The sequence below is a fragment of the Rhizobium sp. 0TCS1.26 genome (genome assembly GCF_050455525.1).
Classification (GTDB): Bacteria; Pseudomonadota; Alphaproteobacteria; order Rhizobiales; family Rhizobiaceae; genus Neorhizobium.
This window is the reverse complement of the sequence record NZ_JBCIYV010000002.1, coordinates 879,827-905,554: the sequence shown is the minus strand read 5'-3', so window position 1 is coordinate 905,554 and position 25,728 is coordinate 879,827. Positions and strand designations below refer to the sequence as shown.

The 25,728-nt window shown below is 63.0% G+C and carries 26 protein-coding genes and 2 tRNA genes; 18 read left to right on the top strand and 10 right to left on the bottom strand.

Features of this window, described 5'->3' with window-relative positions; genetic code table 11:
- Nucleotides 1-60: 60 nt before the first annotated feature.
- Nucleotides 61-453 carry a hypothetical protein gene (locus AAIH46_RS11595; protein WP_430306009.1) on the bottom strand — a complete coding sequence of 131 codons (393 nt, stop codon included), beginning with the start codon at nucleotides 451-453 and terminating at the stop codon, nucleotides 61-63.
- A 232-nt stretch (nucleotides 454-685) separates the two neighbouring features.
- Here AAIH46_RS11595 and AAIH46_RS11590 point away from each other — a divergent pair, with 232 nt between their 5' ends.
- Entirely contained in the window at nucleotides 686-1,861 is a 1,176-nt protein-coding gene (locus AAIH46_RS11590; RefSeq protein WP_430306008.1) for a zinc-dependent alcohol dehydrogenase, read from the top strand.
- Nucleotides 1,862-1,872: 11 nt separating this feature from the next.
- Nucleotides 1,873-2,487 (top strand): hypothetical protein, encoded by a 615-nt coding sequence (locus AAIH46_RS11585; RefSeq protein ID WP_430306007.1) that lies wholly within the window; start codon nucleotides 1,873-1,875, stop codon nucleotides 2,485-2,487.
- A gap of 13 nt (nucleotides 2,488-2,500) precedes the next feature.
- Here the strand turns inward: AAIH46_RS11585 and AAIH46_RS11580 are convergent, their stop codons facing one another.
- Nucleotides 2,501-3,220 carry an LrgB family protein gene (locus AAIH46_RS11580; protein ID WP_430306006.1) on the bottom strand — a complete coding sequence of 240 codons (720 nt, stop codon included), beginning with the start codon at nucleotides 3,218-3,220 and terminating at the stop codon, nucleotides 2,501-2,503.
- Nucleotides 3,220-3,588 (bottom strand): CidA/LrgA family protein, encoded by a 369-nt coding sequence (locus AAIH46_RS11575; RefSeq protein WP_430306005.1) that lies wholly within the window; start codon nucleotides 3,586-3,588, stop codon nucleotides 3,220-3,222. The genes AAIH46_RS11580 and AAIH46_RS11575 overlap by 1 nt, the downstream gene beginning before the upstream one ends.
- A gap of 231 nt (nucleotides 3,589-3,819) precedes the next feature.
- Here AAIH46_RS11575 and AAIH46_RS11570 point away from each other — a divergent pair, with 231 nt between their 5' ends.
- On the top strand, nucleotides 3,820-4,944 hold the full coding sequence (locus tag AAIH46_RS11570) for a sensor histidine kinase (RefSeq protein ID WP_430306004.1): 1,125 nt from the start codon (nucleotides 3,820-3,822) through the stop codon (nucleotides 4,942-4,944).
- A gap of 72 nt (nucleotides 4,945-5,016) precedes the next feature.
- Here the strand turns inward: AAIH46_RS11570 and AAIH46_RS11565 are convergent, their stop codons facing one another.
- Together AAIH46_RS11565 and AAIH46_RS11560 are read right to left on the bottom strand one after the other, a co-directional pair.
- Entirely contained in the window at nucleotides 5,017-6,237 is a 1,221-nt protein-coding gene (locus AAIH46_RS11565) for an OpgC family protein (protein WP_430306003.1), read from the bottom strand.
- 179 nt (nucleotides 6,238-6,416) lie between these two features.
- Nucleotides 6,417-9,920: a PAS domain-containing hybrid sensor histidine kinase/response regulator gene (locus tag AAIH46_RS11560; protein WP_430306002.1), complete on the bottom strand. Its 3,504-nt coding sequence runs from the start codon at nucleotides 9,918-9,920 to the stop codon at nucleotides 6,417-6,419.
- A 218-nt stretch (nucleotides 9,921-10,138) separates the two neighbouring features.
- Between AAIH46_RS11560 and mscL the strand changes: the two genes are divergently transcribed.
- The 3 genes from mscL (at nucleotide 10,139) to galE (ending at nucleotide 13,055) form a co-directional block, all read left to right on the top strand.
- On the top strand, nucleotides 10,139-10,561 hold the full coding sequence (mscL, locus tag AAIH46_RS11555; RefSeq protein WP_430306548.1) for a large conductance mechanosensitive channel protein MscL: 423 nt from the start codon (nucleotides 10,139-10,141) through the stop codon (nucleotides 10,559-10,561).
- Between the two features lie 136 nt (nucleotides 10,562-10,697).
- On the top strand, nucleotides 10,698-11,864 hold the full coding sequence (locus AAIH46_RS11550; RefSeq protein ID WP_430306001.1) for a pyridoxal phosphate-dependent aminotransferase: 1,167 nt from the start codon (nucleotides 10,698-10,700) through the stop codon (nucleotides 11,862-11,864).
- Between the two features lie 159 nt (nucleotides 11,865-12,023).
- A complete protein-coding gene (gene galE / locus AAIH46_RS11545) occupies nucleotides 12,024-13,055 on the top strand; it encodes a UDP-glucose 4-epimerase GalE (protein ID WP_430305999.1) in 1,032 nt (343 codons plus the stop codon).
- A gap of 23 nt (nucleotides 13,056-13,078) precedes the next feature.
- On the opposite strand, the gene AAIH46_RS11540 is transcribed toward galE, so the two are convergent.
- Nucleotides 13,079-13,582 (bottom strand): hypothetical protein, encoded by a 504-nt coding sequence (locus AAIH46_RS11540; RefSeq protein ID WP_430305998.1) that lies wholly within the window; start codon nucleotides 13,580-13,582, stop codon nucleotides 13,079-13,081.
- A gap of 173 nt (nucleotides 13,583-13,755) precedes the next feature.
- A tRNA-Thr gene (locus AAIH46_RS11535) sits at nucleotides 13,756-13,830 on the bottom strand.
- Nucleotides 13,831-13,989: 159 nt separating this feature from the next.
- On the opposite strand from AAIH46_RS11535, the gene AAIH46_RS11530 reads away from it, so the two are divergent.
- The 10 genes from AAIH46_RS11530 (at nucleotide 13,990) to AAIH46_RS11485 (ending at nucleotide 20,091) form a co-directional block, all read left to right on the top strand.
- Nucleotides 13,990-14,187, top strand: coding sequence for a hypothetical protein (locus tag AAIH46_RS11530; RefSeq protein ID WP_430305997.1), 198 nt, complete (start codon nucleotides 13,990-13,992; stop codon nucleotides 14,185-14,187).
- Between the two features lie 119 nt (nucleotides 14,188-14,306).
- A complete protein-coding gene (murA, locus tag AAIH46_RS11525; protein ID WP_430305996.1) occupies nucleotides 14,307-15,599 on the top strand; it encodes a UDP-N-acetylglucosamine 1-carboxyvinyltransferase in 1,293 nt (430 codons plus the stop codon).
- Nucleotides 15,600-15,722: 123 nt separating this feature from the next.
- Entirely contained in the window at nucleotides 15,723-16,154 is a 432-nt protein-coding gene (locus AAIH46_RS11520) for a DUF2948 family protein (RefSeq protein WP_430306547.1), read from the top strand.
- 61 nt (nucleotides 16,155-16,215) lie between these two features.
- Nucleotides 16,216-17,514 carry a histidinol dehydrogenase gene (hisD, locus tag AAIH46_RS11515; RefSeq protein WP_430305995.1) on the top strand — a complete coding sequence of 433 codons (1,299 nt, stop codon included), beginning with the start codon at nucleotides 16,216-16,218 and terminating at the stop codon, nucleotides 17,512-17,514.
- 3 nt (nucleotides 17,515-17,517) lie between these two features.
- Nucleotides 17,518-17,991, top strand: coding sequence for a UPF0262 family protein (locus tag AAIH46_RS11510; RefSeq protein WP_430305994.1), 474 nt, complete (start codon nucleotides 17,518-17,520; stop codon nucleotides 17,989-17,991).
- Between the two features lie 2 nt (nucleotides 17,992-17,993).
- Nucleotides 17,994-18,476: a low molecular weight phosphatase family protein gene (locus tag AAIH46_RS11505; protein WP_430305993.1), complete on the top strand. Its 483-nt coding sequence runs from the start codon at nucleotides 17,994-17,996 to the stop codon at nucleotides 18,474-18,476.
- A gap of 138 nt (nucleotides 18,477-18,614) precedes the next feature.
- Nucleotides 18,615-18,833, top strand: coding sequence for a translation initiation factor IF-1 (gene infA, locus AAIH46_RS11500; protein WP_004435948.1), 219 nt, complete (start codon nucleotides 18,615-18,617; stop codon nucleotides 18,831-18,833).
- A 33-nt stretch (nucleotides 18,834-18,866) separates the two neighbouring features.
- The gene (locus AAIH46_RS11495; RefSeq protein WP_430305992.1) at nucleotides 18,867-19,487 is read left to right on the top strand and encodes a Maf-like protein; all 621 of its coding nucleotides are present in this window, start codon (nucleotides 18,867-18,869) and stop codon (nucleotides 19,485-19,487) included.
- A 4-nt stretch (nucleotides 19,488-19,491) separates the two neighbouring features.
- Nucleotides 19,492-19,701, top strand: coding sequence for a DNA gyrase inhibitor YacG (gene yacG / locus AAIH46_RS11490; protein WP_430305991.1), 210 nt, complete (start codon nucleotides 19,492-19,494; stop codon nucleotides 19,699-19,701).
- Between the two features lie 314 nt (nucleotides 19,702-20,015).
- Nucleotides 20,016-20,091: transfer RNA gene (locus AAIH46_RS11485), tRNA-Phe, on the top strand.
- A 162-nt stretch (nucleotides 20,092-20,253) separates the two neighbouring features.
- Here the strand turns inward: AAIH46_RS11485 and AAIH46_RS11480 are convergent.
- Both AAIH46_RS11480 and AAIH46_RS11475 read right to left on the bottom strand, forming a co-directional pair.
- Nucleotides 20,254-22,095 (bottom strand): heavy metal translocating P-type ATPase, encoded by a 1,842-nt coding sequence (locus tag AAIH46_RS11480; protein ID WP_430305990.1) that lies wholly within the window; start codon nucleotides 22,093-22,095, stop codon nucleotides 20,254-20,256.
- A gap of 100 nt (nucleotides 22,096-22,195) precedes the next feature.
- Nucleotides 22,196-22,639: an ATPase inhibitor subunit zeta gene (locus tag AAIH46_RS11475; protein ID WP_430305989.1), complete on the bottom strand. Its 444-nt coding sequence runs from the start codon at nucleotides 22,637-22,639 to the stop codon at nucleotides 22,196-22,198.
- A 59-nt stretch (nucleotides 22,640-22,698) separates the two neighbouring features.
- Between AAIH46_RS11475 and AAIH46_RS11470 the strand changes: the two genes are divergently transcribed.
- Both AAIH46_RS11470 and AAIH46_RS11465 read left to right on the top strand, forming a co-directional pair.
- A complete protein-coding gene (locus tag AAIH46_RS11470; protein ID WP_430305988.1) occupies nucleotides 22,699-23,631 on the top strand; it encodes a GAF domain-containing protein in 933 nt (310 codons plus the stop codon).
- 418 nt (nucleotides 23,632-24,049) lie between these two features.
- Nucleotides 24,050-24,703, top strand: a complete 654-nt coding sequence (locus tag AAIH46_RS11465) for a universal stress protein (protein ID WP_430305987.1) — start codon at nucleotides 24,050-24,052, stop codon at nucleotides 24,701-24,703.
- Between the two features lie 249 nt (nucleotides 24,704-24,952).
- Here AAIH46_RS11465 and AAIH46_RS11460 read toward each other — a convergent pair whose 3' ends face one another.
- Nucleotides 24,953-25,654 (bottom strand): CBS domain-containing protein, encoded by a 702-nt coding sequence (locus tag AAIH46_RS11460; protein ID WP_430305986.1) that lies wholly within the window; start codon nucleotides 25,652-25,654, stop codon nucleotides 24,953-24,955.
- Nucleotides 25,655-25,728 lie beyond the last annotated feature (74 nt).

Genomic DNA, 25,728 nt, shown 5'->3' with positions numbered 1-25,728 from the left:
ATCGTGAATGGCATGGCGATGGGAAAGTGTCCGACTGAACTAGGGCTTGGCCCGGGCGGTTCAGGTCATCAAGGAAATTGGTGGCGCTCTCGCGTGGTATCGCTCGTCGGCCGGAGCGGGCCGCATGCCCGTGTCGGTATCGGCGGAGATGACGACCGGCTCGGCAAACCGGACCGGTGCACCGGTTCCGTCGCTGGGGCTGAGCACCGTCTGCAGATGAACGCCGGCGCCGCAGAGCAGGCTACAAGGACAGTCGTGCTTCTGGGAGGGACCGGCGGGCTGGTGAACGCCGTCGGGAGACGAGGTGCAGATGATCTCCGTCGGATCGGGCGCCAGCATCGCGGCATTCGCCCATCCGGCCACCATCACCTGGATGACGAAGGCCAGCGTCAGCAGGACGCCGAGCAGTCCCGCCGAATACCTGTCCGCAATGATGTCGCGCCAGAACCTCATGAAACCCGCATGCCAGAGATTCGGATGACTGTCACCCGGGATCTCGGCTGTGCGGCAATCCGGCACGAGGTCCATCCGCCTCAGACGTAAATGCAGCCATCGCGGAAACCTTTTCCAGCCTCTCCGGTTCGTCTTTCACTTGGCAAGTTTCATGCCCCGTCGACGCGGACAAGGCGCGGCCAATCCCTTCGACATGGCCCCACAGGCCGCCGCAACATCAGGAGAATGCTACATGAGAGCCCTCGTCTGGCACGGAAAGGAAGACATCCGCTGCGACACCGTCACGGATCCGGAGATCGAGCACCCGCGTGATGCGATCATCAAGGTCACCAGCTGCGCCATCTGCGGCTCGGACCTGCACCTGTTCCACAACTACATTCCAGCCATGATGCCGGGCGACATCATGGGCCACGAGATGATGGGCGAGGTCGTCGAGACCGGCTCCGACATGCGCGGCAAGCTGAAGAAGGGCGATCGTATCGTCGTTCCGTTCACCATCACCTGCGGCGAATGCGACCAGTGCCGGCGCGGCAACTTCTCCGTTTGCGAGCGCACCAACCGCAAGAAGGAGATCGCCGACAAGGCTTTCGGCCACACGACGGCGGGCCTGTTCGGCTACACGCACCTGACCGGCGGCTATCCAGGCGGACAGGCGGAATACATGCGTGTGCCGTTCGCCGATTCCACCCACGTCAAGGTGCCTGACAGCCTGACCGACGAGCAGGTGCTCTTCCTTGGCGACATCTTCCCGACGGGCTGGCAGGCGGCCGTCCATTGCGACATCGAGCCGACCGATACTGTGGTGGTCTGGGGCTGCGGTCCCGTCGGCCAGATGTGCATCCGCAGTGCCGTGCTGCTTGGCGCCAAGCAGGTGGTCGCCATCGATTGCCTTCCCGAACGGCTGTCGATGGCCGAGGCCGGCGGTGCGATCACCATCAACTTCGAGGAGGAAAGCGTCATCGAGCGGTTGAACGACTTGACGGGCGGTAAGGGCCCGGAAAAGTGCATCGATGCGGTCGGCCTGGAAAGCCATGTCTCGCTCGGTCAGCCGGACACCGTCTATGACCGTGCCAAGCAGATGATGATGATGGAGAACGATCGTCCGCACGTGCTGCGCGAGATGATCTATGTCTGCCGGCCGGGCGGCATAATTTCCGTTCCGGGGGTCTATAGCGGCCTCGTCGACAAGATCCCGTTCGGCATGGCGATGAACAAGGGCCTGACGTTCCGCATGGGCCAGACCCACGTCAAGCGCTGGACGGACGACCTGTTGCGCCGCATCGAGGAAGGCCAGATCGATCCGTCCTTCGTCATCACTCACACAGCCACCCTCGAAGAGGGGCCGGAGATGTACAAGGTGTTCCGCGACAAGCAGGACAGCTGCATCAAGGTCGTGCTCAAGCCATAGGAGGTTCTTCCATGACTTTCCTCACCAATTACATGCGTTCCGAAGGCGACCCGAAGGTCGTCTCCACTGGCCCGAGTTCGCTCGGCCCATCCGACACGCTCGCCCGCGGCCTCGGCTGGTTCAGCATCGGCCTGGGGCTGGCGCAGATCCTGATGCCCGAGAAGATCACGTCAGCACTCGGCATGCAGGGCAAGGAAAACCTGATGCGCGCCTATGGTGCGCGCGAGATCGGTGCCGGCATACTGACGCTGTCGGTCGACAAGCAGGCCGGTCTCGTCAGCCGCGTCGCCGGCGACGGACTGGACATCGCGACGCTCCTGCCGGCACTGCGGCATGACAACCCGAAGCGCGGCAATGTCGGCCTGGCGCTGTCGATGGTGGTCGGCATCACGCTTCTCGACATCATCGCCGCGCAGGCCACCACGGTCCGCCATCAGCGTCCGAAGCGCAGCGGCGCCATCCGCTCCTACAGCGACCGCAGCGGCTATCCCGGTGGGGTCTCTGCCGCCCGCGGCGCGGCGCGCAACAAGATCGCCGACATGCGCACCGATGGCTCGGGAGATGCGTCCTCCGCGGCGCAGAAGCCGGCGTCGCAGGATGGCGGATCGTCGCAGCCGGTGCATTGATGAGAAGCAGCGGTCAGCCGAGAAGCAGGCTGGCCGCGACAGGCACGAGGATCGAGGTCGCCACGGCGTTCAGCGCCATGGCGATCCCGGCGAACAGGCCGGCTGTCGGGTCCACGTCGTAGGCCCGTGCCGTGCCGATGCCGTGAGCCGTCAGGCCCACGGCAAAGCCACGCGCCGCATAGTCGCGGATGCCCATGCGGTTCATCATCGGCGTGACGATCAGTGCGCCGATGATACCCGTCAGGATCACCAGCACCGCCGTCAGCGACGGATTGCCGCCGAGCGATGCCGAGACTGCCATGGCAACGCCCGCCGTCGCCGATTTTGGCAGGAAGGCGATCATCACCTCGCGCGGCAGCCCGACCAGCGTGCCGAGTGCGACCACCGACACGATTGCGATAACCGATCCGACGGTGAGCGCGATGCCGATCGGCACCAGCACCCGCTTCACCTCGTGCCACTGCTTGTAGAGCGGCACGGCGATCGCCACCGTCGCCGGACCGAGCAGGAAGTGCACGAACTGCGCGCCGGCGAAGAAGCGTTCGTAGGGGATGCCGAACACGGCCATCACCACCGACAGGAAGAGGATCGACGTCAGCACCGGGTTGACCAGCGGATTGCGCTTCAGGCGGATCGACAGTTCGGTCGCGGCAATCCAGGTGCAGACGGTCAGCGTCAGCCAGATCAGCGGCGAGGTAGAGAGGTAGACCCAGAGTTCGACGGGGCTGCGCATCAGTTCTTCCGCCCGCGGTCAATCAGCCGCCGTGCGGCGACGAAGGTCCACACCGTCGCGGCAAGCGTCACGACCGCCGACAGCACGAGAACCGCAGCGATCGGTCCGGCTTGCGCCTGCACGATGCTCCACAGGGACACGACGCCGACGCCTGCCGGAACGAACAGCAGCCCGAGATTGCCGAGCAGTCCGGCTGCAGCCGCTTCGGTGTGCGGGAAGGAGGCGATGCCGCGCCGGCGGCCGAACTGCAAGGCGGCAAACAACAGGACGAGGCCGACCACCGGGCCGGGGACGGGCAACTTGAGCAGGAAGACGAAACTTTCGCCGATCAGCTGAAACACCAGGAGTGCCGCGATACCGCGCAACATGGGAGAACTCCATTCCAAAAGATATGTCCCTGAAGCATATCGCAGCCGCTCCCCCGGGTCATCCGCAGCGCGTCGCGGGCTTGGGCCTACCGTTCACTGGCACAAGGACGATGCCCCCGGTCATAGGCGCTTTTCGGTATCATAGCCGCAGATTTCGCAGAGTAAGGTGCTGCGTAGGCTGACGATCTCGGTTAAGAGGATTATCGAAACACAGGCTAGGAAGCGACATAGATGGCGACAGACGGCGGCACCGGAGTGTCCGGATTGGCAAAGGTAGATGCCGGCTCGCCCGCCCTGGACGTCGAGATCGGAGAGGGACGGCTCTCCGCCTTGCTTGCCCGACTGCCGGCGTTCCGGTCCATGGTGCAGGCGCAGACCCCTCGCCAACGCCTGACGAGCTATGCCATTTCGCTGGCCATCGGCCTGACAGCCATCGCTGTCCGTTTCGTCGTCGATCCGTATCTGCCGCCGGGCTTTCCTTACCTGACCTTCTTCCCGGCGATCATTCTTACCGGCTTCTTTTTCGGCATCCGCCCGGCGATCATCAGCAGCATTATCTGTGGTTGCGTCGCCTGGTACTGGTTCATTCCGCCGGCCGGGAGCTTTGCCCTGAACGGCCAGTCGGTCACCGCGCTTGGCTTCTATTTCTTCGTCGTCGCCATCGATCTCGGACTTCTGCACCTGCTTCTGAAGGGATACGGCGCGCAGGTGCGCATGCGCGAGGATCTGACGCGTCACATGCAGATGCAGCAGGTGGTCTCGGAAGAGGTTGATCACCGGCTGAAGAACCTGCTTGCCACCACCAGTGGCCTGATTACCCTGTCGCAACGCCATGCCACGACGCCGGAACAGCTGGGCCGGCAGCTCAGGCAGCGCATCCAGGCCATGGGGCACTCGGTAGCCCTGCTGCGCGGCTCCCTGCACGGCGGCAGCGCCGATATGCGCCAGGCCGTGCTCTCCGCGCTTGAACCGCTCGGCCTGACGGAGGGCGACCGCCTGGCTTTCGACGGCCCGAAGATCGAGCTCAAGGGCGCGATGATCATTTCCCTCAGCCTGATCCTCCACGAGCTCGGGACCAACGCCTTGAAGTATGGAGCGCTGACGCGGGAGGGTGGCAGCATCCGCATTGCCTGGCGTCACGCCCGGCCGGCCGCTGCCGCCGATGACGAAGGACCGATGATAGCCTTCGTCTGGGAGGAGAGGGGCGGGCCTGTCGTTTCCGTTCCGACGACGCAGGGTTTCGGCACCGAGCTTGTCCGGCGCATGGCGAGCAGCTTTGGCACCAGCGTATTCGACTACTCGCCGGCGGGCCTGACCGTCAGCCTCGATATGCGGGCCGCACTCGTTCAGGCATGACGAGCGACAATCACCCCAATACACAGACGGCGCCCGAAGGCGCCGTCGATCCATTCCAAAGAATAGTCAGTTTCAGCTCTTGTTGCCGGTAGCAACCTTGAGCGTCTGCGGCGGGCGGCCGTTGCTCGGCTGACCGAACCACTTGTCGCGCTCCCGCCACAGGGCCGGCACGGCAAGCAGGGCGATGCAGATCGCGGCGATGGCCGTCTTCGACAACTCGGAGAGCTCCGGCGTGCGGCCGTCGAGATAGTAGACGCCATAGACGATGCCGACATGCCATACATAGACGTAGAGCGAATGGCGGCCGATGAGCTGCAGGAAGCGCAGCGACAGCACCCAGATGATGGCGTTGGCGATCCGCTGCACCCACAGTGCCTTGTGCTTCGGGCCGGCAATGATCAGCCAGGTGATCAGTGTTGCGGCGGCGACGAAGTTGATGAGGTAGACCGGGCCGAAATCGGCGCGGATCTCCATGGTGGCGAACTTGCCAGCCAGCTCGGCCGGCATCAGGCCATGCGCGGTCATGATGCGCAGCGGCAGGAAGAAGCCGCAGATCAGCACGCAGATCGTCGGGATGAAGGTGTTTTCAGGCGAGAAGATCTTCGTCCACTGAATGCGGTTGAGGGATGTCAGCGCCCCCAGCACAAGGCCGGAGAAGAACACGATCTGCCAGCCGAGCAGGTTGAACGAGGCGCGGATGCCCTGTTCGTCCGGCCGCATGAAGAACTCGTTGATCGGCCCGGTGACGAGCTTCTGCAGGCCAAGCTGGCCGGCCATCCACAGGATCAGCGAACCGGCCATTACATGCGCCCACTTGCCGTCGATGATCAGCTTCACCAGGATCGGCGAGAACAGCATGTAGACGATGTACTGCGGCAGGATGTCCATGAAGGTCGGCTGGAAGACGAAGGTGGCGATGGCAGCCAGACGCAACGGGTCGTCGAAGGTCGTGTAGCCGAGCCAGTTGAACCAGACGTAATAGGCGCCCGGCAGAACCATCTGTGCGGCCAGCACGCAGATGACGATGCCCATCGCATAGCGGTAGAGCTCGAAGGCACGCGAATAGATCGCCTGGCGTCCGGCAGCATAGCCGTTCTTGGCCATCTTGCGCACGTAGACCATGCCGATCAGCAGGCCCGACAGAAAGACGAACCCTTGTGCGTCTTCCACGAACGCCAGCTGGTTGTGGTTGATCTGGACGAGCCAGTAACCGCCTGCGAAGATCAGGTGGTTGATCAACATGAAGACGAGGAAGTAGCCCCGCATCCCGTCGATAAGGTCGTAACGTTTCATCGGTCGCGTCTCCGTCGTGCGGCCCGATGGGTGTCACACCGGTCGGTCCGTTGGCCTCTTCGGGCGGGATATTTGGGCAGGTAACGCGGTTTAAGCGGGGCGGTTCCCGCAACGCAACCTCAACCAGAGCCGATGTAATCTGGCAAGAAGGTCCTGAATCGAAGCTGAATGGCAGCCCGTCATTCGGCCGCGGTCCGTCGAAGGACGGCGACCTGGGTGATGTAGGCGCGCAATGCTGCCGGCTTTACCGGCTTGTGCTGTACGCCAAGTCCTTGTTTTTCCGCTTCCGCCCGCACGTCGACACTGCGGTCCGCGGTGATCAGCAGTGCCGGGATCGGCGCACCATACCTGGCACGCACTTTCAAGACCGCATCGATCCCGTTGCCATCCCCCAGATGGTAATCGGCGATCACGATATCGGGAGCCCCTTCGTCCAGCGGTATGTCCTTTTCAAGTGCTGCAAGCGAGCTGGCTTTCGACACGCTGCAGCCCCAGCCGGTGAGCAGGACGGCCATGCCGTCGAGGATCTGCGGTTCGTTGTCGATGCACAGCACCTTGAGGCCCGACAGCGGCAGTGGTGTGCGGCGCGCGGCAACCTCGGCCGGCCTTGTGCGTCCGGCGCTGGTCTCGCGCGGCATGCGCACCCGGAATATCGTGCCGCGTCCGGGTGTGGAGTTGAGCTCCACCGGGTGCGACAGGACGCGGGAAATCCGGTCGACGATCGACAGTCCGAGACCAAGGCCGGCCGCGGTGCGTGCCCCTTCGTCCAGCCGCGCGAATTCCTTGAACACTGTCTTGAACTTCGAGGAGGGTATGCCGATCCCTGAATCGACGACACAGATGACGACGTCCTGGCCCCGCCTGCGTGCACCCACCAGCACCTTGCCGCTGATCGTGTACTTGATGGCGTTCGACACCAGGTTCTGGACGAGCCGTCTCAGCAGGTTGGGATCCGTGCGCACCGTCAGCGTCGTTGGCATCACCTTGAAGGTCAGGTCCTTGCTGTGGGCAACCGGGGCGAAGTCCGTTTCGATGCGCTGGAAAAATTCGCCGAGCGGCACGGCGCTCAGCCGTGGCTTCATGGCCCCGGTGTCGAGCCGCGAGATGTCGAGCACAGCACCAAGGATGGTCTCGACCGATTCGAGCGCCGAGTCGATGTTGTGAACCAGCTGGCCATCCTCGGCATCGCCCAGCCGTTCGACCAGCGACGAGGAATACAGGCGCGCCGCGTTCAGAGGCTGCAGAATGTCATGGCCGGCGGCGGCGAAGAAGCGGGTCTTGCCGAGATTGGCGTCGTCGGCCGCAGAGCGGGCTTCGGCCAGTGCGCGGTTGACGCGCATCAGTTCGGCGGTCCGTTCCTCGACCCGCTGCTCCAGCGTCTCGTTCGCCTGCTCCAGCGCCAGCGCTGCCGCCACGCGGTCTGTCATGTCGGTGAAGGTGGCGACGATTCCGTCGTCCGGCATGGCGTTCGACCGCACCTCGAGGATGCGTTCGCCGCCGCGCAGCGCAAGCGAGAAGGGCGCGTCGAGCTGCTTGATGCGGGCGATGATGCCGTCGGCATCCTCTTCGGCCAGATCGCCGCGATCGGTGAGAACGCCGACGATGTCGCTCAGCGGATAACCCACCTGGCCGACCTGCTCCGGCAGATCGAGCAGCTTGCGGAATCGGCGGTTCCAGATGGCCAGCCTGTCGGAGCTGTCGAACACGGCGACACCCTGGTCCATCTGCGATAGGGCCGTCTGGAGAATGTCCTGATTGTACTGCAGCGCCTCGCTGGCCTGATCCAGCAGCCAGGCGGTGTCAGAACTGGCATCCTCGGCCTTCTGCAGGATAAGCGACAGCACGAGCCGGGCCGACGACGACCCGATCGCGCTGCCGAGCAGCTGTTCGGAAAAATGGATGAGCGCCATGTCGGCGGCCTCTTCGTCGGTCAGTCGCCGACCCGCATTGCGCTCGTAATTGGCGAACGACCGGCGCATCCGCTCCTCGCCGAGATAGCGGGCGATGGCCGCCTTCATGTCGCCGACCGTAACGCGTGTCTTCCAGCCGCGGGTGGCGAACTGCGACCGCAGGTGACGCTTGACGAAAATGCCCGCCTGGATCCGCTCCACCGGGCGCGGATTGCGCGATATCGACCCGAGGATGAAGGCAACGGTGTTGATCACCAGGCTGAACAGCACCGCATTGACCAGCGGATCGGCCTCGTTGCCGGAAAATACGACCGTGCCGGGGAAGACGAAGTCCAGCACGGTGGCGGCAAAGGCGGAATTGTCCGGTCCGCCGAGGCTCGGCACGAACAGCAGGTATCCCCAGGCAATGAAGCCGAGCGACATGCCGGCCAGCGCGCCGCGGGCATTGGCGCGCCGCCAGCACAGCCCGCCCAACAGCGCCGGCGCGATCTGCGCGATCGCGGCGAAGGCCAGCAAGCCGATCGAAGCGAGACCGGTCTGGCTGTCGGCAGCCCGGTAATAGGCGTAGCCGAAGATCAGCACGACGAAGATCGCTGTGCGCCGGATGCGCAGCAGCGACTTGGCGAAATCGGCGCGATGACCGCCGGATGTCATCAGCTTGCGCCTGAGGAAGATCGGCATGACGATGTCGTTGGACACCATGATCGACAGGGCCACCGAGGCGACGATGACCATGGCGGTGGCGGCCGAGAAGCCGCCGAGGAAGGTGATCAGCGTCACCAGCGGTAGTTCATTGGTCAGCGGCAGCTGCAGCACGTAGAGGTCGGCATCGCCGGAGCCGCCGAAGCGGATCAGACCGGCTGCCGCCACCGGCAGCACGAACAAGTTGATGGCGATGAGGTAGGCCGGAAACAGCCAGCCGGCCATCTTCAGCTCGCGCTCCGTCCGGTTCTCGACCACCGTGACGTGGAACTGCCGTGGCAGCATGATGATCGCGAAGGCCGACAGGCCGATCAGCATCAGCCAGCGCGGCAACGGCGTATGGTAGTTGAACGCCGACTGGACAAGCAGGTTTTCGGCAGCGCTGGCCCAGAGATCGGCCGGACCGTCGAAGATCAGGAAGACCACCGACAGGCCGACGGTGAAGAAGGCAACGAGCTTCACCAGCGATTCCATCGCCACGGCAAGGATCAGCCCGTCCTGGTGCTCCGTCGCATCCGTATGGCGCGTGCCGAAGATCACCGCGAAGCACGCCATCATCAGCGTCACGATCAGCGCCAGGTCGATGAAGTAGAGATTGCCGCTGCCGATGCCGTAGGCGGACGGATCGACCATCGCCGCGACCGAACTCGACACCGCCTTCAGCTGCAGCGCGATGTAGGGAATGGCACCGACCAGCGAGATGATCGCCACCAGCAGCGCCACGGCGGGGTTCTTGCCGTAGCGTGCGGCCATGAAGTCGGCGACCGAAGTCAGCTTCTCGGCCTTTGCCAGTTCGATGATCCGCCGCAGCACCGGCATGCCGAGCGTGAAGGCCAGCACCGGCCCGATATAGATGCCGAGGAATTCCAGCCCCCGCTCGGACGCCAGCCCGACGCCGCCGAAATAGGTCCAGGAGGTGCAATAGACGGCAAGGCTCAGCGCATAGACGACCGGCCGGCCCTGGCGGGGGACGCCGAAGCGCCTGCTGCGGCGATCACCGTAGCTTGCCACCGCAAACAGCAGCAGGACATAGGCGCATGCGGCGAGCAAAATGATCCAGCCTGGCAGCATCGATCCTCCGCTCCCTGGCTCTCGCCATCACCGTTGCTGCGCAAATGATAGGCCAAAACCGGCGCGTGGGAAATCGATGAGGTCTCGGTAAAAAGTTGAATGCATCCGCAGTTTTCACCGTCGGATTTCGGGGTGGGGCATCCCTTCCCTCTGCCGGAAGAGCGGGTATAGTCGTCGCCAAATGTTGCATCAGATGTCGAGTAGGAGAGCACATGTCGATGATCAGCGAATTCCGGTCCTTCATAGCGAAGGGCAATGTTGTCGATCTGGCGGTCGGCATCATCATCGGCGGTGCGTTTACCGGCATCGTCAACTCACTGGTCAATGACGTGGTGATGCCGGTCGTCAGTGTCGTCGCCGGCGGCATCGACTTCTCCAACTATTTCTTCCCGCTGAATTCCAGTGTCACGGCAACGACGCTCGAGGCCGCCAAGGAGCAGGGCGCCGTCTTCGCCTACGGCAAGTTCGTCACCGTGCTCATCAACTTCCTCATCCTCGCCTGGATCATCTTCCTGATGGTGAAGGGCGTGAACCGCATCCGCGCCAATGAGGAAAAGAAGCCGCCGGAAGCAAGCCCCGCGCCGCCGCCGGCCGACGTCCAGCTGCTGACGGAAATCCGCGACCTGCTGAAGACCCGCTGAGGCGGGCTGATCCATCAACGCTATCAATCCTGCGCTCACCGAAACTCATGAGATTTCGCCAGGCGCATGCGCTATGAGGGCGTCAGGTGCGTGCCAGCCACCGGCAGCTCCTGTTCGTCGAGATGGAGAAACTTGCATGTCACTGATGGAAAGTCTCAGCGCCCGGGCGCTTGCCGCCCCGCAGAGCGGTATCGTCGAACTGGTCAACTATGCGCGTGGCAGGGCCGGGCTGATCCCGCTGTGGGCAGGCGAGGGCGATCTGCCCAGCCCCGACTTCATCCATCGCGCCACCAAGGCCTCGCTGGACGCCGGCGAAACCTTCTACACCTGGCAGCGCGGCCTTCCGGAGATGCGCCAGGCATTGTCGCGCTACTACGAACGGCACTTCTCGGTGACGCTCTCGCCGGATCATTTCTTCGCCACGAGCTCCGGCATGCATGCCATCAACCTCTGCGTCCAGGCTGTCACCGCGCCCGGCGACGAGATCGTCTACCTGACCCCGAGCTGGCCGAACATCGTGGCCTCCGTCGGCATTGCCGGTGCAAAGCCGGTCGCGGTTCCGGTGGATTTCGTCGACGGCAGCTGGTCGCTGGATGTCGCCAAGCTCGAGGCGGCGATCACTCCGCGCACCAGGGCGCTGTTCGTCAACACGCCGTCGAACCCCACCGGCTGGACGGCCACCACGCAGGATCTCAAAGCCATCCTGTCGCTGGCGCGGCGTCACGGCCTGTGGATCATCGCCGACGAGATCTATGCCCTTTATTTCTATGGCGGCACGCGCGCCCCGTCCTTCCTCGACGTGCAGGAAGAGGGTGACCGGATCCTCTATGCCAACTCATTCTCCAAGAACTGGTCGATGACCGGCTGGCGCGTCGGCTGGATCGTCGCGCCGCCGGAGATCGGCCAGGTGATGGAAAACCTCATCCAGTATTCGAGCTCCGGCGTGACGCCGTTCATGCAGCGCGGCGCCATCGCAGCGCTCGATGAGGGCGACGAGTTCGTCCGCTCCAACATCGAGCGGGCGCGCATTTCCCGCGACCTGCTCTGCGATACGCTGATCGCTACCAACCGCGTGCAGACCCGCAAGCCGGATGGGGCCATCTACGCCTTCCTGAAGATCGACGGCATCGACGATCCGCGCCGCGCCGCCTTCGATATCGTCGACAAGACGCTCGTCGGACTGGCGCCCGGCACCGCCTTCGGGCAGGGCGGCGGCGCTTTCCTCAGGGCCTGCTTCCTGCGCGATCCGAAGCAGGTTGAGGAGGCGGCAAACCGGCTGGCGGATTATATCCGCAAGCTCTGAACGTCGCGCCGGGGGATAGTCGCTAAACTTTTAGCGACTTCCGTGACTTTGCGTTTTCCTAAGCGGCAACAATAGTTTGCCGCTCCGTCACACGGTAATCAGTGGTGAACGGGGGACATGGTTCGATGCTGCCAGCGAAAACAGGCAGGGAGCATCGACATGGCAGTACTTGTCACCGGCGGCGCCGGCTATATCGGCAGCCACATGGTCTGGGCGTTGCTGGATGCGGGTGAAGACGTGGTGGTTCTCGACCGCCTGTCGACCGGCTTCCGCTGGGCGGTGCCCGACGCTGCCCGTTTCTATCTCGGCGATGTCGGCGACCGGCAGATGCTCGAGAAGATCTTTGCCGAAAACGCCATCGATGCGATCCTGCATTTCGCCGGCTCGATCGTCGTGCCCCAGTCGATGGCCCATCCGCTGGACTACTACGAGAACAACACGTCGAAGACCGGCATGCTCGCCGATGCGGCGATCAAGGCCGGCATCGAGCACTTCGTCTTCTCCTCGACCGCCGCCGTCTACGGCGACCAGCCGGATGACGCGCCGGTGCGCGAAAATGCCCAGACGCTGCCGAAGAACCCCTATGGCCAGTCGAAGCTGATGTCGGAGTTCATGCTGCGCGACGCCGCCCACGCGCATCCGTTCCGCTACGTGGCGCTGCGCTACTTCAACGTCGCCGGCGCCGACCCCAAGGGCCGCACGGGCCTGTCGACGCAGGGCGCAACCCATCTGATCAAGATTGCCTGCGAGGCCGCTCTCGGCAAGCGTCGCTCCGTCGACGTCTACGGCACGGATTATCCGACAGCCGACGGCACCGGCATTCGCGACTACATCCACGTCAGCGATCTGGTCGCGGCGCATCTGCGGGCGCTGTCATACCTTCGCCGGGGTGGCGAGCCGCTGGTTGCCAATTGCGGATACGGACGCGGCTACTCCGTGCTCCAGGTGCTGCAGTCGGTAAAGCGCATCGAGGGCGGTGAATTCGACATCGATTACGGCCCCCGACGTCCCGGCGATGCGGCCGCCGTGATCGCCGATTCGACGCTCGCCCGGCGGCTGCTCGGCTGGACGCCGAGCCACGACGATCTCGATCAGATCGTCTCCACCGCGCTTGCCTGGGAACGGTCGCTGTCGGTGCGCAACCTCGGCGACCTGCGCGCCATCCACCGCAAGCTTGCGGCAAATTTCTAAGGCTGCGCCCGGATGGGAGCTGCTCAGCTGCGCTTCAGGTTGAGCTGCGTCGTGACGATCGACTTGCCCGAGGTCGGATCCTTGTCGATGGTGCGGATGCGAAGGCCGTCTGTGCCGACCTTCTGGATGGTCATCGTCGCCTTGCGATCGCCGTAGATCTCGTTGGCCCAGGTGACGTCCAGATTGATGGTGTCGCCCCGGCGGCTGCCGGCCAGCGACGACGGCTTGCCCGAGACGCCGGTATAGGTGCCGGAATAACGTGTGCCCGCCGCCTTGACGCGGGCATTGAAGCTACGGCTGACGACGACCAGCGCCCGGCAGGCGCCGTCCATCGCATAGCTCGCCGCATTGGCGCTGGATTTCATGTTGCAGGTGACGTTGACGTTCTCGCCACCCAGCTTGCGCAGGACCGTGCCGCTGCCGGTCCACTGGCCGGCGATCGACTTCAGGAAATCCTCTTCGGAGGCCATGGCCCCGGCCGGAACGAGAGTGGCGCACGCAAGCGCTGCAGCAGCAAGGAGACGCATGGTCATAAACTCCGATTGTTGATCGGTGACAACAACGCTTGGTCTCGAAACGTTCCCGAACCCCAAGTCGGCTGCAGGCATGCCGGCCGGCGATCATCCGGCTTCGATCGGCCGGCGGTGCCCGGCCTTCGGGACGCCTGGGCGGCTAAGTGCTTGAAGATGATGAAGGGTAATGGTGCTGCTAGAGAGATTTGAACTCTCGGCCTCTCCCTTACCAAGGGAGTGCTCTACCCCTGAGCTATAGCAGCATCGGCGCCGTTTTTGTGTCAGCGCTGCGGGTGAGCGGCCTATTGCCATAGCTGATCGGGGAGTGCAAGCCGCAAATTCCACTTCTTTGCGGAAAGCCCGGATTTGACGCCGCTCTTTGGCTTCGTCACGGTTTCGGTTATGCAAGTGGGATGACTGTCATGGACGAATCGAACGACCAGAAAGCGCAGCGCAAGGCCCGTCTGCAAAGCGAAGTAGACCGTCGCAATGCGCGTGCCGCCGAAAAGCTGCGCGAGAACCTGATGCGCCGCAAAAGCCAGGCGCGCGCCCGCCGCGCCGGCGATGCCGACATGACGGACGGCCTGCCTGCCGCAAAAACGGACGAATCGCCCGATTGATGGACATCCGGGCGCCCGGGCGGGTGCAATCGAATTGAAGCGCTGAGGGATTTCGTCTAAGGACGCCCATCTTTCGTGCCAGCATTAGGAGAGGCGGGCGTCAAGCCCGTGGTCATTTCATGGATCGCATCAGAATTTCCGGCGGCAACGAGCTGCGCGGCATCATTCCCATTTCGGGCGCCAAGAATGCGGCGCTGCCGCTGATGATCGCGTCGCTTCTGACGAGCGACACGCTGACGCTGGAGAACGTGCCGCATCTCGCCGATGTCGAGGGCCTGATGCGCATCCTCGGCAACCACGGCGTCGACATTGCCGTCAACGGCCGGCGCGAACGCCAGGAAGATGGCTATTCCCGCACCATCCACTTCACCTGCCGGACGATCGCCGAGACCACGGCGCCCTACGAGCTCGTCTCCAAGATGCGCGCAAGCTTCTGGGTCATCGGGCCGCTGCTGGCCCGCGAAGGCCGTGCACGGGTATCGCTGCCGGGCGGCTGCGCCATCGGCACGCGGCCGGTCGACCTGTTCCTCGAAGGGCTTGCAGCGCTTGGCGCAGTGATTGAGATCGACGGCGGCTACGTCAACGCGACGGCGCCGAACGGCGGCCTGATCGGCGCCCATTATACGTTCCCAAAGGTGTCGGTCGGCGCCACGCACGTGCTGATGATGGCGGCGACGCTTGCCAATGGCACGACGGTCATCGAGAACGCCGCGCGCGAGCCGGAAGTCGTCGATCTTGCCAACTGCTTGATCGCCATGGGCGCCAGGATCTCGGGCGCCGGCACCAGAACCATCACCGTCGAGGGCGTCACCTCGCTGTCGGGTGCCCGCCACCGGGTGCTGCCGGACCGGATCGAGACCGGCACCTATGCCATGGCGGTCGCCATGGCCGGCGGCGACGTGACGCTGGAAGGCACCGACGGCGCATTGCTCGAAACCGCGCTCGACACGCTGCGCCAGACCGGCGCCGAGATCACCCAGGCCGCCACCGGTCTGCGCATCGTTCGAAACGGCGGTGGCATCCATCCCGTCGACGTGGTCACCGAGCCGTTCCCGGGCTTCCCCACCGACCTGCAGGCGCAGTTCATGGCGCTGATGACGCGCTCCTCCGGTGTGTCGCACATTACCGAGACGATCTTCGAGAACCGTTTCATGCATGTGCAGGAACTGGCACGGCTCGGCGCCCGCATCTCGCTCTCCGGCCAGATGGCGCGGGTCGAGGGCGTGTCCCGGCTGAAGGGCGCCCAGGTCATGGCAACCGATCTTCGGGCCTCTGTCTCGCTGGTGATCGCCGGATTGGCGGCCGAGGGAGACACCGTCGTCAATCGCGTCTACCATCTCGACCGCGGCTTTGAGCGCCTGGAAGAGAAGCTGACCCGCTGCGGCGCGATCGTCGAGCGCGTCAGCGAGTAAAGGCAGGGACGGCGAGGGTGGTGCAAGGCGCGGCGGCGGTTGCTTCCGGCGGCCCACGATCCTATGTCCATGTCCTGACAGACACGGCCGCCCCGGCGAACTGACGAGGACGAGATGGCAGCAATGACCGAACTGAAGCTTCTGGCGCTGGACGAGGACGATCTGAAGATCGTTTCGGCCCATATGCAGGACAGCGTCTTCAAGCCGGCCGATATCGACTGGAGCCCACGGCGGAGCCAGTTGTCGCTGATCGTCAACCGCTTCGTCTGGGAAGTCGCCGATCGTGGCGGCAAGGGATATGAGCGCCGCAAGGCGGTCGTCACCTTCAAGCGCGTCCGGGCAGTGCGGGCGCTCGGCGTCAGCCGCGCCGACGAAGAGGCGGTGTATGCGCTGCTCGCCATCCGTTTTGACAAAAACGGCGAGGGACCGGACGGCACGATCGAACTGACGCTTGCGGCGGGTGCCGCGATCAGTCTCGATGTCGAATGCATCGAGGCGCAGCTTGCCGATACCGGCGGCGCCTGGGGCACGGAGAACCGGCCGCAGCACGACTGACGGCTCCGAGATTGACCGCCGCAGGGGTCGCGGCGGGGGACTGCAATGAGAGGGATGGGTAGTGGCAATCTGGCTGGAGCAGGCCTCTGCGGATTTCGAGGAGCGGTTCGCCGCCTTCCTGACGACCAAGCGTGAAGTGTCCGAGGACGTCAATGCCGTCGTGCGCGACATCATCGACGATGTGCGACGCCGCGGCGATGCTGCGCTTTTTGAGTATTCGCAGCGTTTCGACCGGGTCGATCTCAGCGCCACGGGTCTTCGGGTAACGGAAGCCGAGATCGACGCCGCCTTTGCCGAGGTCGATCAGGCGGTCGTCGATGCCCTGAAGCTGGCGGCGGAGCGCATCGAGCGCCATCACGCCCGGCAGATGCCGAAGGACGATGTCTACGAGGATGCCATCGGCGTCGGGCTGGGCTCGCGTTGGACCGCCATCGAAGCGGTCGGCCTCTATGTTCCGGGCGGCACTGCGAGCTATCCGAGCTCCGTCCTGATGAATGCCGTGCCGGCCCGCGTTGCCGGCGTCGAGCGTCTGGTCATGGTCTGCCCGGCCTCCGGCGGCGCCATCAATCCGGCCGTGCTGGTGGCCGCCAAAATCGCCGGCGTCTCGGAGATCTACCGCGTCGGCGGTGCCCAGGCGGTCGCCGCACTCGCCTATGGCACCGATACCATTGCCCCCGTCTACAAGATCGTCGGCCCGGGCAATGCCTATGTCGCCGCCGCCAAGCGCCAGGTGTTCGGAACCGTTGGCATCGACATGATCGCCGGTCCTTCCGAAGTGCTGGTCATCGCCGATCCCGAGAACGATCCGGACTGGCTGGCTGCCGATCTCCTGGCGCAGGCGGAACATGATGCCGGCGCGCAATCGATCCTGATCACCACCGACCGGGCGCTGGGCGAAGCGGTGGAACAGGCTGTCGAGCGGCAGCTGAAGACCCTGTCGCGGGCCGACACCGCTGCCGCCAGCTGGCGCGATTTCGGTGCCGTCATTCTGGTCGAGACGCTGGAGGCATCCCTGCCGCTTGCCAACCGCCTTGCAGCCGAGCACCTGGAGCTGGCGGTGGCTGATCCCGACGCGCTGCTCTCCGGCATCCGCAACGCCGGCGCCATCTTCGTCGGCCGCCATACGCCGGAAGTCATCGGCGACTATGTCGGCGGCTCCAACCATGTTCTGCCGACCGCCCGCTCGGCCCGCTTTTCCTCGGGCCTTTCGGTGCTCGATTTCGTCAAGCGCACGTCGATCCTGCGGCTCGGTCCTGAGCAGCTGAACGCGCTGGGGCCGGCGGCGGTAACGCTGGCGCAATCCGAAGGGCTCGACGCCCATGCACGATCGGTCTCCATCCGTCTCAACCAGGGTCGATGAGCGATGGCAAACGGCGACTTCCGGCTGTGCGACGTGGTGCTTGACGACAGCATCGGTCGCGCCACGCCGGACGTCGAGCATGAACGCGCCGTCGCCATCTTCGATCTGATCGAGGAGAACCGTTTCGAGCCGATCGGCCATGCGGGCGGCCCCTACCGGCTCAATATCGCGCTTGTCGATCACAAGCTGGTGCTTACCATCAGGACGGAAGAGGGCGGCGCGGTGTCCACGCATATCCTGTCGCTTACGCCCTTCCGGCGGATCATCAAGGACTACTTCATGATCTGCGAAAGCTATTACGAGGCGATCCGTACCTCCACGCCGTCGCAGATCGAGGCGATCGACATGGGCCGCCGCGGCATCCACAATGAGGGGTCCGAGACGCTGCAGGATCGCCTGAAGGGCAAGATCGGCATCGACTTCGACACCGCACGCCGGCTGTTTACGCTTGTCTGCGTACTCTATTGGCGGGGATGACCATGGGCGAGGGGCCGGCAGCCGATGCGCCGCTTGCCCGGCCGGGCGCCATCCTCTTCATGTGCGGCATGAACGCGGTCCGCTCTCCGATGGCGGAGGTCATTGCAAAACGCCTGCTGAGACCCGATATCTACATCCAGTCGGCGGGCGTTCGCGCAGCCGGCGAGGTGGATCCCTTCGTCGATGTCGTGCTCCAGGAAATCGGCCTGTCGCTGCCGAAGCACCAGCCGCGGACGTTGGACGAGCTGGAGGACGATTACTTCGATGTGATCGTCACCCTGTCACCTGAAGCCCATCACCAGGCTCTGGAACTGACACGCTCGCAGGCCGTCGAGGTGGTCTACTGGCCGACCTTCGATCCGACGGGGGAGATCGGGCCGCGCGAGCAGGTCCTCGATGCCTACCGGTCGGTTCGGGACGATTTGTGGAGACGGATCGAGGCACGTTTTGCACGGCCGAACGTTCAGTCTCCCCAGTCGATCTGAGAGGTCGTCCCAGGACCCGCAGATTAGCCAAGATCCAAGGTTCACAAACGGGCGGCGAACGTGTAGTTTCCGCGCAATTTTCAAGGTCCCGGCCACAGTCTGGCCACATCGCACCAACCACAGGAAGACAAGTCTTAGATGGCGAAAGAAGAAGTCCTCGAATTTCCGGGCGTCGTAACGGAACTGCTGCCGAACGCGACGTTCCGCGTGAAGCTCGAAAACGAACATGAGATCATCGCTCACACGGCGGGCCGCATGCGCAAGAACCGCATCCGCGTTCTGGCGGGCGACAAGGTGCTGGTGGAAATGACGCCGTACGACCTCACCAAGGGTCGCATCACCTACCGCTTCAAGTAAGCATCGCTGCCGTCGGCGCCGACAAGGATCCTCATGTCTCTGGACCACAAGCTCATCCTCGCCTCCGGCTCGCCGCGGCGCCTTGATCTTCTCAACCAGATGGGGATCCGGCCGGCGCGCCTGATGCCGATGGATATCGACGAGACGCCGAAGCGCTCCGAGCATCCGCGCTCGCTGGCGCGGCGCCTCTCGACCGAGAAGGCGGAAGCGGCGCTGGCGGCCATCAAGGGCGATCTCGCCTGGCGGCAGAGCTACATCCTGTCGGCCGATACGGTGGTGGCCGTCGGGCGCCGCATCCTCGCCAAGACCGAATACATGGATGAGGCGGCAGCCTCGCTGCACCTGCTGTCCGGCCGCGGCCACTGGGTCTATACCGGCATCTGTCTCGTCACGCCGGGCGGCCAGTTCCGCCAGAAGGTGGTGGAGACGAAGGTGCGCTTCAAGCGGCTGACCGGCCGCGAGGTGGAGGCCTATCTCGCCTCCGACCAGTGGCGCGGCAAGGCCGGCGCCTATGCCATCCAGGGCATCGCCGGCAGCTTCGTGCAAAAACTGTCCGGCTCCTACACCAATGTCGTCGGGCTGCCGCTCTACGAGACGGCGCTTCTGATGAACGGCGAGGGTTTCGACGTCGCGGCGCACTGGGGCGAGGGCTGAGGCCATGGCGCGCGAGCAGATCAAGCCCGGCGCCAAGGTGGAGCCACTGCGCAAGACGCGTCCGTGCCCGGAATGCGCAAAGCCGTCGCAGCGCGAACATTACCCTTTCTGCTCCGATCGGTGCCGGACGCTCGATCTGTCCCGCTGGCTGAACGGCGCCTACGCCATTCCGGTGGCCGAGGACGAGACCAAGGCCGATCCGTCCGACGATTGATCACGCCGGTCGTCATGCTCGTCCGTCGCCGGTAAGCGGGCATCTTCACGCAAGCAGCAGCGACCGACGGTGGCGATCGTTCACCGCGCCGAAGCGCCCAGCCGAGCTTCCCTTTGGTATGCTGGCGAGGAGCCTTATGCTGCAGCATTGTCTATATAATTCAAAGGGTTGATGGCATTCTTCGCGAGGCCGTCAAAAAACTTCTCAAACCTGCTTGCCATGCCCGAACAAGATGTTATAACCCCGCTCGCTCCCGGGGACATGGTCCTCGGCGGTTCCCGAAAGGGACCGGAAGGCTTGACGAAAGCCGAGATGCCCGGATAGCTCAGTTGGTAGAGCAGCGGATTGAAAATCCGCGTGTCGGTGGTTCAAATCCGCCTCCGGGCACCATTTTTTAGCAACATCATCGATCTGCGATTGTGGCATCAACCGATGTGCGCCGCGCCTGTGGCGCTTCTGAGTTGTCCATCATTCACCTACCGTTTGCCTGGAAGTCCGCTCGTTTCGAGAAGCGGGCGGCGGTGAAGACGTCGTCGGTGGCCTCTATGCAGTCTATGCCGTAACGCGATGGGGCCTGATCCTCAGAGCGCGCAGGGCGTTGAGGATCACGGCAACATCGATGACTTCCTGAAACAGTGCGCCCTGCACCGGCGTCAGGTATCCTGCTGCGGCGACAATCATCGCGCCGACGGACAGCCCGATGCCGGCAAACACACTCTGCAAGGCGATGCGCCGACAGGCATGGGCGATCTCGATGCCCTCCGCAATCCTGTCGAGCCTGTCGGTTAACAGAACCGCATCCGCCGATTCGATCGCGGCTGCTGACCCATGCGCGCCCATGGCGAGCCCGATATCCGCTGCGGCAAGGGCTGGGGCATCGTTCACCCCATCGCCGATCATCATCACCGGCGCCCGCTTCTTCTCGTCCCTGACGATTTCGATTTTCTGCTCGGGCGAAAGCTCGGATCTGACCTCATCGAATGGAAGCCCGGCTGTGATCTGGCGTGCGACGACGGCGCGGTCGCCAGTCGCCAGAATGATCCGGTTTACTCCGAGTTGCTTGAAGCCATTCAAAGCGGAAGCCGCACCAGTTCTGAGCTGATCGGAGAACAATAAGATGCCGGCAAACTTTCCATCGATCGCGACCGCGGCGGCAAGTGTACCAGGTGTGTGTTCGCTGTCGATTTTTACACCACAAGCCGAGGCGATGTAGTTGATGCCGCCGATCGCCACCGTCTTGTCTCCGACTGTCCCGGCAATTCCTTCACCGGGTTTTTCCGTCACGGCTTCCGGCGGAACAAGGCTGAGGTTCCGCGCGTGCGCCGCATCGACCAGTGCCTTCGCCGCGACGTGGCTCGATGCCTGATCCAGCGAGGCGACCAGTCGCAGGAACTCATCCTCCGGCCAGGACGTGGAAATCTTTCGGAGAGTGGGTCTGCCATCGGTGAGTGTCCCCGTTTTGTCGAGCACCAGCGTCCGGATCGTGCTCAGTCCTTCCAGGACCTTGGCGCCCTTGATCAGCAGACCAGAGCTTGCCGCCCTTGAGACCCCGGCAGTCCAGGCGATCGGCACAGCGAGGATAAGCGGGCAGGGCGTTGCAACCACAAGAACAGCCACGGACCTCACCGGATCACCCGAAAGCCACCACGCGAGGAGTGCGAGTGCGACTGTGATCGTCAGGAAGACCAAGGCATACCGATCAGCCAGACGGGCCATCGGCGCCTTGCCTTGTTGAGCAGCTTCGACCAGTCTCAAGATGCCCGTATAGGTGCTGTCGGATGCCGAATTTGTCGCCGTCATGTTGAAGAGGTCGCCGACGTTGGCGGCCCCACTCATGACAGCTTCACCCGGGTTCTTCTTGGCAGGCAGAGGTTCGCCAGTGAGCGCGGATTCGTCGAGAACCGCCATCACGTCATTTACAGTGCCGTCGACCGGCACAAGATCGCCGCGCCGGACGACGAGGCAATCACCAATCGATATGGCATCGACGGCTATTTCCTGCATCTGCCCATCGCGTTGTCTGGTTGCCATACGTGGTGCACGCGAGAGAAGCGCCGTCATGTCCCGTCGGGCTCTGCCTTCGGCGACATTCTCGAGGTGTTGACCTCCCGAATACATCAGGGCCACGATCGTTGCCGCAAGGTATTCGCCAAAGGCAAGCGCACCGCCCATAGACAGCAGCGCGATGATGTCGAGACCGACTTCACCGGCTCCGAGACGAGCAACGATCTGCGCAAGGAGGGCGAGCATGACGACACAGGTCGCCAGCGCAAGCGATGTGACGTACAGATCCTGAAATCCGCCGTGCCAGGCGACCAGCGCAATGGCGAGCCCGAAGATCGGAGCCGCAACAAGAAGGGGCCGTAGCGAGCCAAGCCATGTGTCGAGTGTCATCGTCATCCTCGTTGCGAGCATAGCCATGGGGGATGGCTGAGGTGCGCAGTCTCTTTTGAGGCTCGGCAGTGGGAACGACCATCTGAGATGGCCGGCAATGCTAGTCGGATCGACGACCTGTCGCAGGCTTGATCGGATGGCCAGGAGCGATCGGATCGCTTGCCGGGAAGGTTTCTTCCAGGGCTTCCTCAAGATAATCGTCCTGCTCGGTATGCGTCGTGCGAGAATTGAATTCCGCCTCGAGCTGCTCGGCGGCGCTGAACATCATTTCGTGCATGAGAGCACGAAGGTCTTCTTCCCCTGCTTCTTTTCCGGCACTGCGAAAATCCGCGAGGACCTTCTGCAGGATGTCCTCATCTCCCGGGATCGCTTTGCCTGCACGACAAATCTGCGCAAGATAGGCATCCACATCCTGCTCCTGGAGTTGCTGGGCCGCCCATCTTGCAAATTGCTGGTCCCGGCGGGCCCGGGTCTTGGGAAGCATCCGGAAATCCAGGATGTACTTCTCTTCCAAAGCGCGCCTTGTGATCTGCTGTGCGACCATCGTGCTTCCTCCAGTTATTTTGGAAGACTAGCCGGATGACAGGGCGGAGCCCCTTGCGCTTGATCAAACCGATCCGGGAAAACGGCGATATTCTCGGAGGGCGCCGTCAGTGGCGGAGCTCCGAGCTGTTCGAGAAAATGCTCGTCCGATGCGGTCGACGTTTTCCCTCTCGCCAGGAAAGCTTGCGGGCGCAGCTGCTCTCGTGCCGTGACCACATGCGCGCCGGCTGCGATATCTCCTCGCCAAGTTGGTGTGACGCAAATGCGCCGCTATGGTTCAACTGGAAGTCGGGAAGACGGCGTCCTCCGCAAAGTAACGGTTGCCGCCTCGTTCAGCGCAGCATATCGTTCTGGCACCCTGTCAGACAAATGGACGCGATCATGCAGCGTTTCATCTTGAGACAAAACATCCACCGCTTTGAGGAAGCTCTCAAGCGTTCGATGGATGACCGTGAGAAGGCAATGTTGCAAGGGCTTCTCGCAGAGGCTCGGCGGGCGCTTCAGGCAATTGAGAAAATCTGGTTGATCTCGTGCCCTCACCTCGGCATTTCGACGGCCTTGGGTACTGAGGCGGAAGATCTTCTTGATCACAGTGTTCAGATACAGCATGCCGATCACGGCAGTTTGCAGCTTTACGACGGCACGCGCCAATCACTCTTCTTGATTGCCCAATGCAATTTCGACTCTTCATTCACGGAGCGGTTTCACAGAATTAACCGTGGGAGCGGGTCCCTTTTCGATACCTCACAGTCTCAGGGCGAAACCCTGATCGTTGATGACCTGACGTCTGACGAGAGGTTTTCGTCTCTTCGCAAATGGGCTCTTCAGACCGGAATACGTTCTCTCATAACGATCCCGGTCCTCGATAAAGCCGAATTTCTAGGGACGTTCTCATTCTTATTTGTCCGGCCGGCGGTGCGCTTGCCGAGGGACACCATCGATCGATTGACGGGGCAATTCCGCAGTCTGCTGACGCAAATGACCGCACAGTAGGTTCGATCTGCTGGCAAGGGCTCCTTCTCCATGTGGGCATGCATGGGGTGGCGGCTGTTACACGAACGGGCGCGAAAGCAAAAGGGGCGGTAATTGAGCTCCTTTTCAGTCTTCAAGCCTTCATGTGGCGTTCTCCTTATGGTTATCTCGATATAGTCCTTCATCCGTCGCATAGAGTTGATAAGTATCAATGTAATCTGCGGTCGAAAGGATAACGGTTGCTATCGTTTGCATATGGGGGATTGCGATGGGCTTTCATTCGATACTGTGTGCGGTGAGAAGTGACGCAAGTGACGGTGAAATAGGAACCGCGATATCATTCGCGCGATCGGCTGCGGCGAACTTGACGGTCCTGTTGATTTCTGTTGCCGCGCCTCCACCAGTCGGTGCCCATATGGAAAGCGTGTGGAGGCCATGGTTGGACGAACGGGAGAGTGATCAGGTCAAGCTCCGGGCGAGAGCCTCGGAGGTGGGAAATTTGCTGGCCTCATCGACCATTCCCCACCGTGTTTCAGAAGCCTACACCGAACTGTTCCACATCGACAACATTGTCGGCCAGGAAGCCCGATTCGCCGACTTGATTGTCGTAGGGCCAGAGATGCTGCGCGACCCCGCGGTGAGAGATGCTGTGATCGATGGCGCGCTGTTCCATGAGAACGTGCCTGTGCTGCTTGTCCCGGACGAGTGCCTTGCCATCGCCCAGCCAGGAAATATCGTCATTGCCTGGGACAACTCGTCCGCGGCAGCGCATGCGGTAAGGCAGGGTCGCGCGATGCTATCATCTGCTCGCCAGGTCACCATCGCTCTGGTGGATCCCGACGACGAAGTTCAAAACTCCGCTTCGGATCTCGGCGCCTTTCTTCAGATGTCCAATGTCGACTCCAGGATCAGCGCTCTGAGGAGCAACGGCCTTTCCGTCGAAGAAACACTCCAAGACTTCGCCTGTGAGGGATCAGCAGACCTGATGATGATGGGCGCTTACGGTCATTCCCGTCTACGCGAGCGCATCTTTGGCGGCGTGACCCGGGCTGTCATTGAAAACCCCAAATGCCCGATTTTCCTGACGAAGTGAGTACCGGATCACAAGCACGCGCTGGCGTAATCTCCAGCGTGTGCTTCAGACGTTGTCACACCTCGGCTTCTACAGGAATGATATAGCTTGAATGGACGACCCTGTATTTACGATCACGGCTCTCAGCCGCGGAGACGCTATGGTCGTGCTCGATGATGTCAGCTTATCGAGCCGAAACCTCATCGCGAATAACCAAGCGAAACCACCGGCCGATCTCGCCCGATCTGCCGCCGCCGATGGTGTCCAGGTTCAAAATCCCGGTGGTGAAACCGGCATCTCCGGAAAGCCGACAATCAGGATCCGGTCGATCACCTTCGTCACACCCAACGTATTTTCAGCAGCGACCCGTGCCGCCGTCTTTTCCCGCGCGTCCAACACCCTGCCTTCCAAGGTGACGACGTGAGCGTCGACATTGACAGTAATGGTGTCACCCCAGCGTTGCCTGCCATATTCAGCCTCAAGGCCGGCTTTGATGTCGGCGTCGATCCTGTCTACGGCGGAGGCTGCCATCTGCCGGATGAGCGTCCGCATGATATCGGATCGCGTGACGATGCCGACGATCCTGTCATTCTCGACCACGGGCAGGCGCTTGATCCCCTGATCGCCCATCAGATAACCAGCAGCCTCGACCGTCATCTCCGGCTGTGCAGTAACCGCGGGCGAGGTCATGACCTCACCAACCTGCTTGCCGAATGCTTTTGCGTAGTCCTCGGCCAAGGCACCGCGTGACGAAAACAGGGTACGCCAGAATCGGTGCGGAGGCTCTGTCCGCAGTTCCCCGCGTCGCAGGAAATCGCTTTCGCTGATCACACCCACCACCTGCTCGTCATCATTGATCACGGGCAGCCCACTGAAGCCGCAATCCAACATGGTGTTGGCCGCCTCCCAGATCTTCGCGCCTGGGCCGATCGAAATGGGATCTGAAGTCATGATGGATCGCACCGTCTGCATGGTCTTCTCTCCTTGGTTGCGGCCAGAATAGATCGGTGGCGATGGCCGTCCTTGATGTTCGTCAACGGGCGCGT